Origin of the sequence: Arthrobacter cheniae (assembly GCF_003602275.1) — a bacterium.
Taxonomy (GTDB): Bacteria; Actinomycetota; Actinomycetes; order Actinomycetales; family Micrococcaceae; genus Arthrobacter_D; species Arthrobacter_D cheniae.
The window spans coordinates 61,184-77,315 of sequence record NZ_QZVT01000001.1 but is presented as its reverse complement, the minus strand read 5'-3'; the positions used below and the strand labels follow the sequence as shown (position 1 = coordinate 77,315).

Below are 16,132 nucleotides of genomic sequence, written 5' to 3'. Positions count from 1 at the left end.
CCTCAGAACTTCAGGTCGATGATCTTGCGGAGCCAGAGGCACCCGATAGTCATCATGACGGCGGCACCGCCGAGCATGGCCCAGCCCAGCGGTTCGGAGAAGAGTGGGGTCACGTAGCCCGGGCTGACCACGGCGAGCATGATCGCGATCCCGAAGGGCAGTGCGGCGAGGATGTAGGCCGAGAACTTGCCTTCCGCGGCGAGGGACTTGATCTGTCCCTTGATCTCGCTGCGCTCGCGGATGGTGTGGCCCACCTGGTCCAGCACGTCGGCGAGGTCACCGCCTACCTCACGATTGATCTGGATGGCTTGGGCAATCCATGCGAAGTCCTCGTTTTCCATGCGCTTCGACGTATCCAGCAGGGACAACAGGAGGTCCTTGCCTAGACTCGTCTCCGCGACGATCCGCCGCATTTCATCACCCGTGGGGCTGTCGGCCTCCGTGGCTGCAGCGTCGATGGCACGGAGGATGCTGTGCCCGGCCCGCAGGCCGCCGGTGAGGAGCTGCAGCGTGTCCCCGAGTTGGGAGTCGAATTTCTTCCTGCGCCTGCCGGTGAGGAAGGAGAGGACCAGGTGGGCGAAGGCGGGGGAGAGCACCAGGAGCAGGAGCCCGACGACGGGCGCGATCAGCACCCAGCCGATCGCCAGTCCGGTGACCCCTCCGGTGATGACGAGGAGATACATGTCGGCCTGGCTGAGCCTCACGCCCGCGGTCTCGAGTACTTCACGGCGGAGGAATCGTTTCGGGTGCTGCCGGAGGTAGTTCTCCACGCCGCGAACAGCGGATCCGGCGAATCGGGTCAGTTGCGAATCCGATTCCAGCTGGAGGGGACGCCGCCGGTCGAGCGGTACGGGGGACTGCAGCGGCCGGAACGCCAGCATCACGAGCCCCATGGCGGTGAAGCACAGAACCGCGCCGGTCACGAACATGGACGTCACGCCGTCACCGGGTCCGGGTCAGGCCGGCGCCGAAGACCGCCGGGGACACCGTGATGCCCATGTCCTCGAAGCGCTCCATGAAACGCGGACGGATGCCGGTGGGTACCGGCTTGCCGAGGAAGCGGCCCGAGGCGTCCACTCCGGCGGAGTAGTCGAAGATGAAGGCATCCTGGAGCGTGACGACGTCGCCCTCCATTCCCTGCACCTCGGTGACGTGGGTGATCCTGCGGGAACCGTCCCGAAGCCTCGAGATCTGGACCACGAGGTTCACCGCCGATGCGAGCTGCTCACGGATGGCGCGGAGTGGCAGGTCCATTCCTGCCATCAGCACCAGTGTTTCGAGGCGGGCGACGGCGTCGCGTGGTGAGTTGGCGTGCACCGTGGACAGCGACCCGTCGTGGCCGGTGTTCATGGCCTGGAGCATGTCGAGGGATTCACCGCCACGGACCTCGCCGATCACGATGCGGTCGGGCCGCATACGCAGTGAGTTCCGGACGAGGTCGCGGATGGTGACTGCGCCCTTGCCCTCGGTGTTGGGCGGACGGCTTTCCAGGCGCACCACATGCTGCTTCTGGATCTGCAGTTCGACGGCATCCTCGATGGTGACGATCCGCTCGTTGTCGGGCAGGAACGAGGAGAGAACGTTCAGCAGGGTTGTTTTTCCCGTACCCGTTCCACCGGACACGATGATATTGAGCTTGGCCCTGACGCAGGCATCGAGGAGTTCGGCCATCTCCGGGGTCAGCGTGCCGAAATCGATGAGGTTCTGGACGGTCAGCGGAACCTTGCTGAACTTTCGGATGGTGAGGGAGGAGCCATTGACGGCAAGGGGCGGGATCACGGCGTTGACGCGTGAGCCGTCCTCGAGCCGGGCGTCGACGAAGGGCGAGGACTCGTCGATGCGGCGGCCCACCTTGGAGACGATCCGTTCGATGACCCTTCGCAGGTGCTGTTCCGAGCTGAACCGTGACCCGCTGAGTGTCAGCTTGCCGTTCTTCTCCACGTAGATCTGGTCCATGCGGTTGACCATGATCTCGGTGACCATGGGGTCATCGAGGAGACGCTGCAGTGGCCCGTAGCCCAGGACGTCGTCGGCCACGTCCTGGATCAGCCGACGGCGCTCGTCGGGCGTGAGCGGCACCTGCTCCGCGTCGATGATTTCGCTGAGCTCTTCGCGCGCTGCGACCTTCAGGTCCTCCTCGGTGACCGAGGTGTCGCTGGCGCGGGATCCCATGCGCTCGAAGAGGGCGGAGGCCGCCCGCAGTTTCAGCCCGGCGAAGACGTCCACGCGCGCGCTGGCCTGCGGTTCTGCTGTTCCGGGGATGGCCGGAGTGGACGGCGCAGCCTTCTGTGCCGGTTTCTTCTCGCCGGCTTGCTTCTCGGCGGAAGGCTTCTCCGACGCCGGAGCGGTCAGGGGCAGGCCGGCGGCCTGGATGCGGTCGGACAGTTTCATCAGATGACCACCCTGCGGTGCATTTTGCGCTGCGACTTCGCGCGCCACTGGTGATCGAAGCGCTGGACGAGGCTGCGGAGGTTCTTGGTGGCCGGGTCCCGGACGTTCTCCTGCAGGAGGGGGACACCGCGGTTCGTCGCCAGGGAGAGGGCGCGCGAGCGTGGGATGGAGATGTCGACGGGGGCTCCGAGGGTTGCTTCGACGTCCTGGACCGACAGACCGGTCTTCGAGTCGGCGAAGTTGAGCACCACGTGGCGGGACTCGGGAAGCAGGTTGAGCCGGCCGAGGAGGTCCAGGCCTGTCCGCAGTCCACGGACACTAGGCACGTCCATCCCGGTGACCCAGATGGCGTCGGTACACTGTTCGAGAGCCGCGAGGCTGTGTTCGCTCAGGCCGGGTCCGGTGTCCACCACCACGTAACGGAATTCGGCGGCGAGCTGCTGCAGCAGTTGCGTGATCTGCTCGGTGCTGATGCGGTCGGCGTCGGCTGGATTCCGGGGAGCGCAGAGAGCATAGATCCCGGAAGGGTGGACGGTGAGGAACGCCTTGAGGACCATGGAGTCTTGTGTCGCGGACCCGGAGACGGCGTCGAGCACCGAATATTCGGGGTTGAGGTAGAGGCCGGTGGCCACGTCACCGAACTGCAGGTCGAGGTCCACGATAACCACGCTCATGGGAGCCAGCTTGCCGAGGCCCACCGCTACGTTGGTGGCGATGGTCGTCTTGCCCACACCGCCCTTGGGGGAGAGCACCCCGATCACGAGGCCGTTCTCCTGCTGGCCCTGGTGCTGGCCGAAGTCGCTGCGGCGCCGGCTCGCGAAGGCCTGGCACGCGTGTTCGAGTTGGGTGCGGATGCTGGCGACGTCGGCGAGGGGGCTGAGCACGTCCCGGACGCCGGCGCGCATGGCCTGCAGGACGACGTCGGGCTGGCTGTCGTGGACGAGGATCAGGCTGACTTCGGGGAACTGCACGTCGAACACGGTGGCGAGGCGGAGTGCGTCTTCGACGGGCAGGCCCGGGCCGAAGATGAGGACCTCGGGCCGCTCGGGGGAGAGCTGTTGGAGGATTTCATGGGCTTCGCTGGTCAGGACGCTCGCCGGCAGGCTCTTCACCTCGCCGTGCATGCCGCCGGCGACCGCGCGCCGGACCTTCTGTTCGAACTCGGAGCCCGGCGTGATCAGGACGAATCTGCTCATCGGTAGAGGTCCTTGTCTTGAAGGGTGATCGGGGGAACGCTCCGAGTTGCATCAAGCGGTTCCTTGCTCAGCCACAGGGTCCCGAACTCGCTGCCGAATGCGATTTTCGTTGCTTGAACGTCATCCACCGCAACCGTCAGCATCAGAGATCCGGTAGGGAGGGCTTCGGCTTCGGCGCGGGCTGCCTCCGCAGGATCCGCGGCCGGGTCAGCCGCCGCAACGTCGAGGGGTGCTCGCTGTACCGACGTCACGAGGATCTGGTGAAGCACCAACTGCGTGGTTCTCTCCTCTGGAGCGTCTTCGAGTCCGCCTTCTGTCATCGAAACGAATATCCCGATGGAATCTCCCGGCGCGATTTTGCCTCCTACTACCCGCTGTGGCTCGAGGGAGAAGGAGATCTCCTGAAGACCAGGTGGTACGTCAACTGCGGCTGCAGCAGATGTAGTGGCAGGGTCCACAAGGCGCTCGGCAAGTAGCTGTTCACCCGGCAGGAGATCGACGTCGGTGACCAGACCTCCCGATGAGCTGAGGTCCTTGACCGCGCCTTCAGCTACCGCGTTCGAGGGCAGCAGCTTGGTTTCCAGGAACGGCGTCAGTTCCTCGACCGTCGTGCCGGCAGGTACCTCCTCCTGAACCACGAGCGCTGCAACAGGGTCGAGACCCTGCACAGCTCTGGTGTCCGCAGCCTGCGCATACCCGAAGACCAGCATGGCTCCAACGAGCGCGAGGACGACGGCTGCGACGCCGGCAATGAGGCGGGATTTCATGGTGTTGCTTCCTCAAGGGTGAGTTTTACGACGGCGGTGCCCATTGAGGGGTCGTACGGGCCGAGGGTGTAGGCGTCGGCAAGAGATACCATCTTGACGAATTTTCCAATGATGCCGATGCACTGGGTTGTTGAACACTTCGCGCCCGAGTGGTATTCATGCCGAAAGGCCTCGGGGAAGGCTGGATTACCTGTTTGCTTGAGCTTCCAGCCGTGGACCTCGAAGGCAGCGAATCCGGTCAGACTGTAGATGGCGTTCGTTCCGCTGTCGGTGATGGTCTCGTAAATCGGAAAGAGCCCCACAGGAGGGGTGCCCGCGATGATCTGATCGCGCCACGTGGTCAGCAAGGGCGAACAGTTGGCGGGGATTCCGTTACCGGTGGAACTGCCCGACGCCGCGTTGTTGATATCGACCAGGGCTTCACATTTTCCGGGTACCTGATCGAGGTTGCTGAAACCGCCCGGGGGGCCGCCTGCGCATCCCGAAGCAGTATCGTCCTTCAGCCGAAACTGGATCAACTGAAGGCCCGGCCCATCCAGAAGTTCGCATTCGGAGAAGACGACAGGGAAGGGAGCCGGGCCGGAGGTAGGGCTACCCCACGCCGCACTGGCGCGAGCACCAACCTCGGCGGAGGAAATTCCAAGAGCTTGGGCGAAGAAGAGGGTCACGCGGTTGTCCGACCGGCCTGCCTCCTTGGCTGCCGTGGTCACGGCGACGCGGTTTGCAGACAGAGCAACAGACTGGACGGCGCTGAGGCCATCGAGGGAATTCCCGTTGGTGAGTTCCGTTGCTACGGCAGAGGAACTGGAGCAGAGAAGAGGGTCTACAGGTGTCGCGGCGCAACTCTGGGCAATTCCCAGCGCAGCCGCGTCAGCACCGTTTTGGAGCTGCGCCTTCTCGGAATAAAGCATTCCCACGTCGACGGCAAGTGCCGCGAATCCGAGCAGGACGACCATGACCAAGGCGACCAAGACACTAATCGCACCGCTCTCGTCAGAGGAACGTCCTGTGTCCCGAATCAACCGCCGCATGTCATGACACCCGTAGCTTTCAGAGTGAAGGGACCCGCTATCCCTGTAAGGGTGGACAGCTGGTAAGTGATTGTTACCGTGGTTTGAGGTGGCAAAGATGTGGCGGCAGCAGCGCTGCAAGCGCTTGCGGAAACGTTGCCCAATGGAAGTGGCGGGTGGAGTGTTGAGGAAGCGCTTACGGCCCTTGCCTTAGCCAGGGCAGGATCTTTACTGATAGCCATAACGCGCACGCCTTCTCGCGCGGCATTGGTGAGAGTCACTTGAGCGTTGTAAGCACGGCCGAACTCCGTGATGCCCAGAACCAAGAGGATGAGGACTGGCAGAACGAGTGCCATCTCCACAGCGGCCGCGCCACGCTCACAGTGTCGCCGCATTTTTTTGCCTTTCGGTTGGCGCAGCCATGAGCGGTGAGACGGTGGTGGGAACTTGACTCCCACCACCGATCGGATCGTTCGAAGCCAGGTTCCTAGGTGCCGGCAGGTACTGTCAGTTTTGCGCCGATCTTGTCGAACACCGTATCGAGATTCGTGCCGATGAGAGTGACCGCAGCGATGACGACGACGGCGATGAGCGCGACCATGATGCCGTACTCCACGGCGGTTGCGCCCGTCTCTTCACGGCGAAGACGGGTCTGGACGGTGAAACCGAGGGTGTGCAGGCTAGCTGCGAGATGAGCGAGCATATGAGACTCCTGTGAGAGTGAGAGCGGCTGGCCCAGCGCCAGCTCTATCCAGAAGTTACTGCTCCGCGAGCTCCTGTCAGCACAATTTGAACTGATCCTGCGGCAAGGCTCAGGCCGGTTCGATGATCCTGCGGAAAACCTGAGGAAGCGCCGGTGTCGACGGCGATCGTGGCGCCGGAGTCCCGTCCGAGTGAAGGCGCACGCTCGCCTCATTTTGACCTGGAGTGCGGCAGCAGGCTAACCTTGGTAGTCGTTGTGCGTATCCCAACTCGATACGTCTGCGCCCTCCGGAGCGGTTCAGTTGCAGAACCACCTGGCCCGGGGGCGGAGCCGAGATTTACGGGATAACTGGTCGTATTTCAGCCCTCACCTGAAGTTCCGGTAACGCATGAATAAGCTGAGCCCGCGGGCACGGAGCACTCCGTGGATGTGGGCGACACCGAAATAGAAACGAAGGCCATAACCGTGCGTACGTACACCCCGAAGCCAGGCGACATCACCCGCCAGTGGCACGTTATCGATGCAACTGACGTTGTCCTCGGCCGCCTTGCCAGCCAGACCGCAATCCTGCTCCGCGGAAAGCACAAGGCGACCTTCGCCCCCCACATGGACATGGGCGACTTCGTCATCATCATCAATGCTGACAAGGTAGCCCTCACCGGTGCCAAGCTCGAGCAGAAGCGGGCCTACCGCCACTCGGGTTTCCCGGGCGGTCTGAAGTCCACCACTTACGCGGAACTCCTGGAGAAGAACCCGGAGCGCGCAGTGGAGAAGGCTATCCGCGGCATGCTTCCGAAGAACTCGCTGGCCGCTCAGCAGATCAACAAGCTCAAGGTCTACCGCGGCGCGGAGCACCCCCACGCAGCGCAGCAGCCCTCGACTTACGAAATCACCCAGGTCGCCCAGTAGTCCTGGCCACCAACACTAAGAAATCACTTCAAGGAGAACCGTGGCTCAGAACACTGAAGAGCTGAATGAACCGACTGAGGAGCTTACGAGCTACACCTCAGAGTCCACCGAAGGCAGCGAGACCGCCGTCAAGGAGCGCCCCGCGCTCACCGTCGGCGGCGGAGCCGTTGGACGCCGTAAGGAAGCAGTCGCCCGCGTGCGCCTCGTCCCCGGCACCGGCAAGTGGATCGTCAACGGGCGCGAGCTCGCCGACTACTTCCCGAACAAGCTGCACCAGCAGGAAGTCAACGACCCCTTCAAGCTCCTCGAGCTCGACGGCGCGTACGACGTCATCGCCCGTATCCATGGTGGTGGAGCGTCCGGCCAGGCCGGTGCCCTTCGCCTCGGTGTGGCACGCACGCTGAACGAGATCGACCGCGAGAACAACCGCCCCGCCCTCAAGAAGGCAGGCTTCCTGACTCGTGACGCCCGCGTCATCGAGCGTAAGAAGGCTGGTCTCAAGAAGGCTCGCAAGGCACCTCAGTACTCCAAGCGCTAATCCTGCCTACCATTGGCAAGGCATCGATGCCCGTCCGGGCTCTCCGGACGGGCATCGTGCTTTAACCTGTTGAGGACCCACTGAGCGGTCTCGTGTTCTTCACTTAGGATGATCAACGATGAGCAAATTATTCGGCACCGATGGTGTGCGCGGTCTGGCCAATGGCCTGATCACGGCTGAACTATCCCTGCACCTGGCGCAGGCCGCCGCCGTCGTCCTCGGGCACAACGCCGTGGACGGTGGACGCCGGCCGACCGCAGTGATTGCCCGTGACCCCCGCATCAGCGGCGAGTTCATCGCTGCCGCCGTCGAGGCGGGCCTCGCCAGCTCCGGCGTCGACGTCTACGACGCAGGCGTCCTGCCGACACCGGCCGCCGCGTTCCTCGTCGCAGACCTCAAGGCCGATTTCGGCGTCATGATCTCCGCCTCGCACAACCCCGCCCCGGACAACGGCATCAAGTTCCTCGCCCGTGGCGGCAAGAAACTCAGCGACGCCCTCGAAGACGCCATCGAGGCCGAGATGGCCAGCGAGCGCGTCCGGCCCGTGGCCGGCGACGTCGGACGCATCCAGCGGTTCGCCGACGCCGAGGACCGCTACGTGATCCACCTGCTCCAGACCCTTCCGCACCGCCTCGACGGACTGAAAGTCGTCCTCGACTGCGCGCACGGCGCCGCCAGCGGTTGCTCGCCCGAGGTCTTCAGGAACGCCGGCGCGGACATCGTGGTCATCGGTGCGAACCCCGACGGCGTCAACATCAACGAGGGGTACGGCTCCACCCACCTCGGGAAGCTCCAGTCCGCCGTCCTCGAGCACGGCGCCGACCTGGGCATCGCGCACGACGGCGACGCCGACCGCTGCCTCGCCGTCGACCACGAGGGCACCATCGTGGACGGCGACCAGATCATGGCCGTCATGGCCCTCGCCATGAAGGACGCCGGGAAGCTGAAGGACGACACGCTCGTGGCCACGGTCATGAGCAACCTGGGCCTGAAGATCGCGCTCCGCCAGGCCGGCATCACCATCAAGGAGACGGGCGTCGGCGACCGCTACGTCCTCGAGGGGATGCGCGACGGCGACTTCAGCCTGGGTGGCGAGCAGTCCGGCCACGTCATTTTCGCCGAATTCGCGACCACGGGCGACGGAGTCCTCACCGGCCTGCAGCTCGCGGCGCGCATGGCCGGAACAGGCAAGACCCTCAAGGAACTCGCCGCCGTCATGACGAAGCTCCCGCAGGTCCTCATCAACGTTCGGGATGTGGACCGCACAGCGGCCGATTCCGACGAGGGCGTGCAGCATGCCGTCCGCGAGGCCGAGGTCCTGCTGGGCGAGACCGGGCGTGTCCTGTTGCGGCCCTCCGGCACCGAGCCTGTTGTCCGCGTGATGGTCGAGGCGGCTGACACCAGCACCGCGCAGCGCATTGCCGAGGAGCTCGCGGCGACGGTGCAGGAACGCCTCTCCCTCGAGCCGGTCGCCTAGCTCCGTCCTTCCACCCGTCCAGACCCGTGGCCTAGAGTGCCCGGATGGACACCAGCACCGTCGCGGGATACCGGGACCACCAGAAGGACACCCTGCTGCTCTATCTCCAACGACGGCGCGGGGACCTCCTCGGGAAGCTGGACGGGCTCGGAGAGTACGACATACGGCGGCCGCTCGTGCCGTCCGGCACCAATCTGCTGGGACTGGTCAAGCACGTCGCGTCGGTGGAGCTCGAGTACTTCGGTGAGGTGTTCGGGCGGCCGAGCGGCCGTGTGCTGCCATGGATGGCCGATGGGGCCCGACCGGAAGCGGATATGTGGGCAACTCCCGAAGAGTCGCGCGAGAGCATCCTGGAACTGCACGCCTTCTCGGCAGAACACAGCGACGCCACCATCGAGGCCCTTCCGCTGGACGCACCCGGAGCCGTGCCCTGGTGGCCGGAGGAACGGCGTTCCGTGACCCTCCAGCAGATCCTGGTGCACATGATCTCCGAGACGGCCCAGCACGCGGGTCACGCGGACATCCTGCGGGAGCTCATCGACGGGTCCCTCGGCAGGGGAGCGGACGATCCGAATCTCGGGGCGGCGGACGCCGAGGGCCGTGCCGCCCACGCCCAGCGCGTCGAGGCCGGGGCACGCGTTGCATCAGGCCATCCGGGCTGAGTCCGCGTCTCCGGTGAGAGCCAGCGCCCCTCTAGAAGGTGAGAGCAAGCGCCGCTTCAAAAGGTGAGTCAGAGCTCCTTCAGAAGGTAAGAGGCAGCGCCGCTTCAGACGGTCTGCGCCGAGCCGCTGCGGACACAGGTCGAGACGAGCGCCCTGCACGGCCTCGGGCACGGCGCAGCGTCCAGCGATGAACCCTGTGCGCGTGCGACGGCGTCGTCGTACCTCGACAGCGCAATCTCCGCGATCACGGGATTCGGCAGCAGGGGAGCGCTGACGACGTCGGCCCCGGCCTTTCCGAGCTGGTCATGGAAGTAGCCTGGCGCGAGCAGGTAGGACGCCAGCGCGACGCTGGGCTGCCGGTCACCGGAACGGTAGGCGGCCACCGCCTCCGGCACCGAGGGGGACGCCTTCGAACCGAAGCCCGGGCGCACCAGGCCCGTCCTGAGTTCGCCGAGGACCGCCTGCACCTCGGCGACGTCTTCCGCCGCACAGGCGTCCGAGGATCCGGCCGCGGCGATGACCACGGCGTCGTCGTCGGCCACGCCTGCCTCGACGAGCCGCTGCTGCAACACCTGAGCGAGGCGCGGATCCGGGCCCAGCGGCAGGGCGGACACCGTTCCCGGCCTGCTGGCCGCGGTCCGCGCGATGTCCACCTTCACGTGGTATCCGACCGACAGCAGGAGCGGCACGATCACGGCGGTGCGGCCCGGCGGGAGCGATGCGATGACGTCCACGAGATCCGGCTCCTGCACGTCCACGTAGGCCTCGACGACATCGATCTCGGGTCGCAGGGCCGAGATGCCTGCCCGGACGGCGTCGATCTCGCGGCGTCCCTGCGCGTTGTCGGTGCCGTGCGAGCACGCGATGAGCAGCGGAGCGACGGCGGGTGCGGGGTGCTCGGTCATGGCAGCAATCTAAGCATCGACCGACGCGCGGGCCGAAGTCCGGGTCGACATGCGGGTCGAAGTGCGGCGGGGATGTCAGGCGGCAATGCCGACCTCGACGACGCCGCCGACGCACCTGACCCGGTAGGCGCGGAGTCCCTCGCCGCCGGACAGGCAGGCCCCGGTCACGAGGTCGTAGACCTCCTTGTGGAGGGGTGAGGCGATGGTCGGAGCGGTGCCCCGGGAACCGACGATGCCCCGGGCCATGACGGCCGCCCGGGTGCGCGGATCGATGTTCCCGACGGCGTGGAGTTGATCGCCCGGCAGCCGGAACAGGGCGATCTGCTCGCCGTCGACCAGGGCCGCCTCACCCCAACACACCTCGAGGTCATCGAGGCGGCAGACCGGGACCCAGCTGGTCTCCGATGTCCCAGGACGCTGCAGGATGAGCTCGGTCATGGCGTTCTCCTCGATGGTGGCTGACGTCTCCGCTGTGCGTTGGGGTCAACGCTAGGCACCGCACGTGTCGCCCACGTCCCGGGGCTGTTGCGTCACGGTAACGAGCGGCTCACCATGCTCCGGCGGTCCCGTGAGCGCGAAGTTAACGTCGCGATACATGGGCGACACACAGGGGACACCGCGCCTTCGTACTGTGGAACCAGGAGCAGGGCCACCAGGTCCGGACGGAAGGCACCACAATGAGCGAGACGCGATCATCCCGGCCCGCTGAGGGCGCCCCGGCACCGACGGACCGGCGCATCGTCGTCGTCGGCGGCGGACCCGCGGCGCACCGCTTCGTCGAAGCGCTCTGGCGGCGCGGCACGGACGGCGTGCACGTCACGGTCCTGACCGAGGAGGCGCACGCACCGTACGACCGCGTGGCGCTGAGCAGCGCGCTGACGGGTGACGTCGACCTCGCGCTGGGCGAACCGCTCATGTGGCGGGAGCCCGCGATCAGCCTCGTCACGGGGGAGCGTGCCGTCCGGCTCGACCTCGCGGCGCGGTGCGTCGTCGGGGCGTCGGGTGGGACGTATGCGTACGACGACGTCGTCCTCGCCACCGGGTCCGACGCCGTGCGGTTGCCCCTGGCCAACGGCGAGCAGGCAGCCGTCTATCGCACCCTCGACGACGTGCAGTGGCTGCGCACCGAAACGGCCCGCCTGTCGGCAGAGCTCGGGCGGGCGCCCCGCGCCGTCGTCATCGGCGGCGGGCTCCTCGGCCTCGAGGCGGCCGGAGGGCTGCAGTACCTCGGTGCGGAGGCGACCGTGGTCAACCGCGCCGGCTGGCTCATGAACGCACAACTCGACCAGGGCGCCGGCCAGGCACTCGGCCGCCTCATTACCGCGAAGGGACTCGGCATCCACTGCGGCGGCGCACCGACGTCGATCGACACGGACGACGACGGCCGCGTCACCGCCGTGGGCCTGAGCGACGGAACCGTGCTCCCCGCGGACCTGGTGGTCTTCGCCGTCGGCATCCGGCCCCGCGACAAACTGGCACGTGAGGCAGGGCTCGAGGTGGCGCCGCGCGGCGGTGTGGTGATCGGCGCCGGCTGCGAGACCGCGATGCCCGGCGTCTGGGCTATCGGCGAAGTGGCGAGCTACGAGGGTGTCAGCATGGGCCTCGTGGCTCCGGCCAACGCCATGGCCGAGGTCTGCGCGGACGGCATCCTCGGCGGCCTGTCCACCTTCCCCGGCTTCGACACCGCGACCAAGCTCAAGCTCTCGGGTGTCGAGGTGGCGAGTTTCGGAGATGCGCTCGCGGAGGCGGAGGGGAGCCTCGAGATCGTCTATGCCGACCCTGCCCGCGGGCTGTACCAGAAGCTCGTGGTGACGGATGACGCGAAAACGCTCCTCGGCGGCATCTTCGTCGGCGACGCCGCTCCCTACTCGGCACTCCGGCCCCTGCTGGGACGGGAACTCCCGGCCGAGCCCGGCGCCTACCTGTCCTCCGCCGGCGGTGAGGCGCCCCAGTCGGAACTGCCCGACGACGTCATCCTCTGCTCCTGCAACAACGTCACCGCCGGGGCGTGCCGCTCCGCGGTGCACGGACTGGATGAGGACGGTGCCGCGGTGGAGCCCGCCCTCGACATGCCGTCACTCAAGGCCTGTTCCCGCGCCGGGACCCAGTGCGGTTCCTGCGTACCCATGCTCAAGAAGCTGTTGGACAGCGAACTCACGAAGGCGGGAAAGACTGTCTCCCGGGGCATCTGCGAACACTTCGCGATGTCACGGCCCGAACTGTTCGAAGCCATCCAGGCCCTCGACCTGGCTTCCTTCCAGGACATCATCCAGCGCTTCGGTGTCACGGACGAGGCGAAGACAGGCCACGGCTGCGACATCTGCAAGCCCGCCATCGGCTCCATCCTCGCCACCCAGCGCGGGGAGTACGTGCTCGACGGCGGACGCGGCGCCCTGCAGGACACCAACGACAGGGCGCTCGCGAACATGCAGCGCAACGGCACCTACTCGGTGGTGCCGCGCATCCCGGGTGGGGAGATCACACCCCAGAAGCTCGCCGTGATCGCGCAGGTCGCCGAGCAGTTCGGCCTGTACGTCAAGCTCACCGGAGCGCTGCGCATCGACCTCTTCGGGGCCCGCCTGGAGCAGCTCCCGGAGATCTGGAAGATCCTCGTCGAGGCGGGGTTCGAGTCCGGGCAGGCCTACGGGAAGGCCCTCCGCAATGTGAAGTCCTGCGTGGGGTCCACCTGGTGCCGCTTCGGCGTGCAGGATTCGGTGGCCATGGCGATCGACCTCGAGATGCGGTACCGCGGGCTCCGCGCGCCGCACAAGTTCAAGATGGGCGTCTCGGGGTGCGCCCGGGAGTGTGCGGAGGCACGCAGCAAGGACGTGGGCGTGATCGCCACGGACCAGGGCTGGAACATGTACGTCGGAGGCAATGGCGGTTTCCAGCCCGCGCACGCTCAGCTCCTCGCCCAGGACCTCGACGGCGAGACTCTGATCCGCTATATCGACCGCTACCTCATGTACTACATCCGGACTGCGGATCGCATGCAGCGGACAGCACGCTGGATGGACGACCTCGACGGCGGCCTCGAGCATGTGCGCGACGTGGTCATCAACGACTCGCTCGGGATCGCCGAGGACCTCGAGGCGGCCATGGCCCGGCACGTGGAGCACTACGAGGACGAATGGGCGGCAACGCTGAAGGATCCCGACCGGCTCCGCCGGTTCCGCTCCTTCGTCAACGCTCCCGACGCCGCAGACCAGTCGATCGTCCTCGTCGAGGAGCGCGGGCAGCAGCGCCCCGCCACCCCGGCCGAGATCGAGGCCGGCGCCCGCCGCGTGGGCCTCGGTGTGGCGATCCCCGTTCGCGCCGCAACCGGAGCTCCAGCACTGAGGGAAGGCTGATCATGAACCTCGAGATCGATCTGGCAGGCAGGCGCGTCCTGGTCATCGGGGCGGAGCGGCTCTCACGCAGGGCGGTGGCACGGTATCGGGCCGCGGGAGCCGACGTGGAGCGCCTCCAGGATCCGGTTGCGGTGACTCAGGCCGTGCTCGAGGCCGCGGACCTCGTGGTCCTGGTGGACGGGGCGCCGGTGGACGGACAGGCACCTCCGCGAGGACCCGACGGCGGAGGTTCGCTGCGGGGTCAGTGCCGCCGGGCCGGAGTCCTGCTCACCCGGGAGGCTGCTGCCGTGGAGGCCGGTCACGTGACCCTGATCGGGGGTGGACCGGGCGCGCTGGGGCTGCTGACACTGGACGCCGCTGAAGCACTGCGGGAGGCCGACATCGTCCTGTACGACCGCTTGGCCCCCACGGAGGCGCTGGCGGAGCTCGCTCCGGCGGCCGAGTTGATCGACGTCGGGAAGCTGCCTGGGCACCATCGCGTCCCGCAGTCCGGCATCAACGACCTCCTGGTTCACCACGCGCTGGCCGGGCGGCACGTCGTCCGGCTCAAGGGCGGAGACCCTTTCGTCTTCGGACGCGGCAGTGAGGAGCTCGCCGCCTGCATCCAGGCAGGAGTACCGTGCCGCGTGGTCCCGGGCGTCAGCTCCGCGATCTCCGTGCCGGCCGCCGCGGGCATCCCGGTCACGCACCGCGGAGTCAGCCACCTGTTCACGGTCGTCTCCGGCCACGCACCCCTGACGGACGAGGAGCACCTCCACCTGGCAGGCCTCGGCGGGACCGTCGTCGTCCTGATGGGCGTCTCCACGCTTCCGCAACTCGTCGCCGGCCTCGGGCGGGCCGGCATGCGGGCGGACATGCCTGTCGCCGTCGTCGAGCGCGGGTACAGCGCGTCGCAACGGACGACGGCGGGGACACTCTCCACCATCGTCACGGCGGCGGGTGCCGCACGCTGCCAGTCGCCTGCCGTCCTGGTGATCGGGGAAGTGGTGCGCGTAGGCCTCGACCTACAGGGCGAAGCCGCCCACCTCGCGCGCCTGACCGAATCGCTGGCATCATGACCGAGGCCATCCGCGCGGACCCGACAGGGGGCCAGCTCGTCGGATTCCGCATCGGCGTGACCTCGGACCGCCGCTCGGGAGACCTCATCGACGCCCTGGAGAGGCGCGGTGCGTCCGTGTTGCACGCGCCCGCCCTGAAGATCGCGCCCATCGCCGAGGATGTCGAGTTGCTCGCCGACACCGCGGCGATGGTCGAGGCCCGGCCCGATCTGTTCATCATCACCACGGCCTACGGAATGCGGCGCTGGTTCGAGGCCGCGGACGCGGCAGGGCTGGGCGACGACCTCCTCGACGTGCTCGGCGGGGGCCGCATCTACGTGCGCGGCCCCAAGGCCAGGGGAGCGGTACGAGCGGCAGGGCTCGACGACGTCGGCATCAGTTCCGACGAGACGACGGCGACGCTCGTGGACGAACTGCTGCAGCAGGACCTGTCCGGCCTCATTATCGGCGTGCAGCTGCACGCCTACGCCGATGCGCATCAGTTGGCGCGGCTGAGGGCCGCGGGAGCAACCCTCCTCACCGTCACGCCCTACCGGTGGATCAAGCCCGAGGGCTCCGAACGCCTGCCGCGCCTGATCGACGCCGTGTGCGCGGGGCAGCTGGACTGCGTCACCTTCACGAGTGCGCCCGCCGTCGACGCCCTCTTCAGCACGGCGGCCGAGCAGGGCCTCCAGGAGGAACTCGTCCGGCGCTTCCAGCGGAGCGTCCTCGCCGCGGCGGTCGGGCCGGTCACCGCGCAGCCCCTGATCGACGCCGGGATCGAGCCGATCGTCCCCGAGCGCTTCCGGATGGGCGCGCTGATCCGCCTGGTGTGCGACCACCTCGCCGAGCACCATGTGGAGCAGCTGCGGACGCGTGCCGGGTACGTCGAGGTGCGCGGCAGGTCCGTCCGGGTCGACGACATGCAGGTGGACCTCGCGCCGGCCCAGCTCGTGCTGTTCAAGGCGCTGCTGTCGGCGCGCGGCGCGGTCCTCAGCCGCGACGCCCTGACGAACCTGCTCGCCCACACAGGCGCCGGCCATGCACTCGACATGAACGTCAACCGGCTGCGGAAATCCCTGCCCGACCCGCAGCTGGTGGAGACCGTGGTCAAGCGCGGGTACCGGCTGCACGTGTAGCACCCCTGCCTCAGGACGCCGGTGCCTCTCAGGACGCCGGTGCCCCTC

General features: G+C 67.2%; 16 protein-coding genes. 7 read left to right on the top strand and 9 right to left on the bottom strand.

All coding sequences use genetic code 11. The features are described from left to right. Positions 1–2 precede the first annotated feature (2 nt). The 7 genes from D6T63_RS00370 to D6T63_RS00340 all read right to left on the bottom strand — a co-directional run bounded on the left by D6T63_RS00370 (position 3) and on the right by D6T63_RS00340 (position 6,067). On the bottom strand, positions 3–929 hold the full coding sequence (locus tag D6T63_RS00370) for a type II secretion system F family protein (protein ID WP_120147549.1): 927 nt from the start codon (positions 927–929) through the stop codon (positions 3–5). A 13-nt stretch (positions 930–942) separates the two neighbouring features. After that, positions 943–2,391, bottom strand: a complete 1,449-nt coding sequence (locus D6T63_RS00365; RefSeq protein ID WP_120147060.1) for a CpaF family protein — start codon at positions 2,389–2,391, stop codon at positions 943–945. Next, on the bottom strand, positions 2,391–3,587 hold the full coding sequence (locus D6T63_RS00360) for an AAA family ATPase (protein WP_120147059.1): 1,197 nt from the start codon (positions 3,585–3,587) through the stop codon (positions 2,391–2,393). The genes D6T63_RS00365 and D6T63_RS00360 overlap by 1 nt, the downstream gene beginning before the upstream one ends. Further along, the gene (cpaB, locus tag D6T63_RS00355) at positions 3,584–4,354 is read right to left on the bottom strand and encodes a Flp pilus assembly protein CpaB (RefSeq protein ID WP_120147058.1); all 771 of its coding nucleotides are present in this window, start codon (positions 4,352–4,354) and stop codon (positions 3,584–3,586) included. Before cpaB ends, D6T63_RS00360 begins: the two co-directional genes overlap by 4 nt. Beyond that, positions 4,351–5,385, bottom strand: a complete 1,035-nt coding sequence (locus D6T63_RS00350; protein WP_120147057.1) for a Tad domain-containing protein — start codon at positions 5,383–5,385, stop codon at positions 4,351–4,353. Before D6T63_RS00350 ends, cpaB begins: the two co-directional genes overlap by 4 nt. Further along, complete coding sequence (locus tag D6T63_RS00345) at positions 5,373–5,759, bottom strand: TadE/TadG family type IV pilus assembly protein (RefSeq protein WP_120147056.1); 387 nt, start codon at positions 5,757–5,759, stop codon at positions 5,373–5,375. Before D6T63_RS00345 ends, D6T63_RS00350 begins: the two co-directional genes overlap by 13 nt. Positions 5,760–5,851: 92 nt before the next feature. Beyond that, on the bottom strand, positions 5,852–6,067 hold the full coding sequence (locus D6T63_RS00340; RefSeq protein WP_120147055.1) for a Flp family type IVb pilin: 216 nt from the start codon (positions 6,065–6,067) through the stop codon (positions 5,852–5,854). A 465-nt stretch (positions 6,068–6,532) separates the two neighbouring features. Here D6T63_RS00340 and rplM point away from each other — a divergent pair, with 465 nt between their 5' ends. The 4 genes from rplM (at position 6,533) to D6T63_RS00320 (ending at position 9,653) form a co-directional block, all read left to right on the top strand. Then, positions 6,533–6,976 (top strand): 50S ribosomal protein L13, encoded by a 444-nt coding sequence (rplM, locus tag D6T63_RS00335; protein WP_120147548.1) that lies wholly within the window; start codon positions 6,533–6,535, stop codon positions 6,974–6,976. A 40-nt stretch (positions 6,977–7,016) separates the two neighbouring features. Continuing rightward, entirely contained in the window at positions 7,017–7,514 is a 498-nt protein-coding gene (gene rpsI / locus D6T63_RS00330) for a 30S ribosomal protein S9 (RefSeq protein WP_120147054.1), read from the top strand. Positions 7,515–7,632: 118 nt separating this feature from the next. Continuing rightward, positions 7,633–8,991 (top strand): phosphoglucosamine mutase, encoded by a 1,359-nt coding sequence (gene glmM, locus D6T63_RS00325; RefSeq protein WP_120147053.1) that lies wholly within the window; start codon positions 7,633–7,635, stop codon positions 8,989–8,991. A 44-nt stretch (positions 8,992–9,035) separates the two neighbouring features. Then, positions 9,036–9,653: a DinB family protein gene (locus tag D6T63_RS00320; RefSeq protein ID WP_120147052.1), complete on the top strand. Its 618-nt coding sequence runs from the start codon at positions 9,036–9,038 to the stop codon at positions 9,651–9,653. Positions 9,654–9,757: 104 nt separating this feature from the next. On the opposite strand, the gene D6T63_RS00315 is transcribed toward D6T63_RS00320, so the two are convergent. Next, positions 9,758–10,558, bottom strand: coding sequence for a sirohydrochlorin chelatase (locus D6T63_RS00315; RefSeq protein WP_120147051.1), 801 nt, complete (start codon positions 10,556–10,558; stop codon positions 9,758–9,760). Positions 10,559–10,633: 75 nt separating this feature from the next. Beyond that, the gene (nirD, locus tag D6T63_RS00310) at positions 10,634–10,996 is read right to left on the bottom strand and encodes a nitrite reductase small subunit NirD (RefSeq protein WP_120147050.1); all 363 of its coding nucleotides are present in this window, start codon (positions 10,994–10,996) and stop codon (positions 10,634–10,636) included. 239 nt (positions 10,997–11,235) lie between these two features. Between nirD and nirB the strand changes: the two genes are divergently transcribed. From nirB to D6T63_RS00295, 3 genes are read left to right on the top strand one after another with little or no spacing between them, the layout of a single operon-like run. Beyond that, a complete protein-coding gene (nirB, locus tag D6T63_RS00305; protein WP_120147049.1) occupies positions 11,236–13,908 on the top strand; it encodes a nitrite reductase large subunit NirB in 2,673 nt (890 codons plus the stop codon). A 2-nt stretch (positions 13,909–13,910) separates the two neighbouring features. Then, positions 13,911–14,966 carry a uroporphyrinogen-III C-methyltransferase gene (cobA, locus tag D6T63_RS00300; RefSeq protein ID WP_120147048.1) on the top strand — a complete coding sequence of 352 codons (1,056 nt, stop codon included), beginning with the start codon at positions 13,911–13,913 and terminating at the stop codon, positions 14,964–14,966. Further along, positions 14,963–16,084, top strand: a complete 1,122-nt coding sequence (locus D6T63_RS00295; RefSeq protein ID WP_120147047.1) for a uroporphyrinogen-III synthase — start codon at positions 14,963–14,965, stop codon at positions 16,082–16,084. Before cobA ends, D6T63_RS00295 begins: the two co-directional genes overlap by 4 nt. Positions 16,085–16,132: the final 48 nt, after the last annotated feature.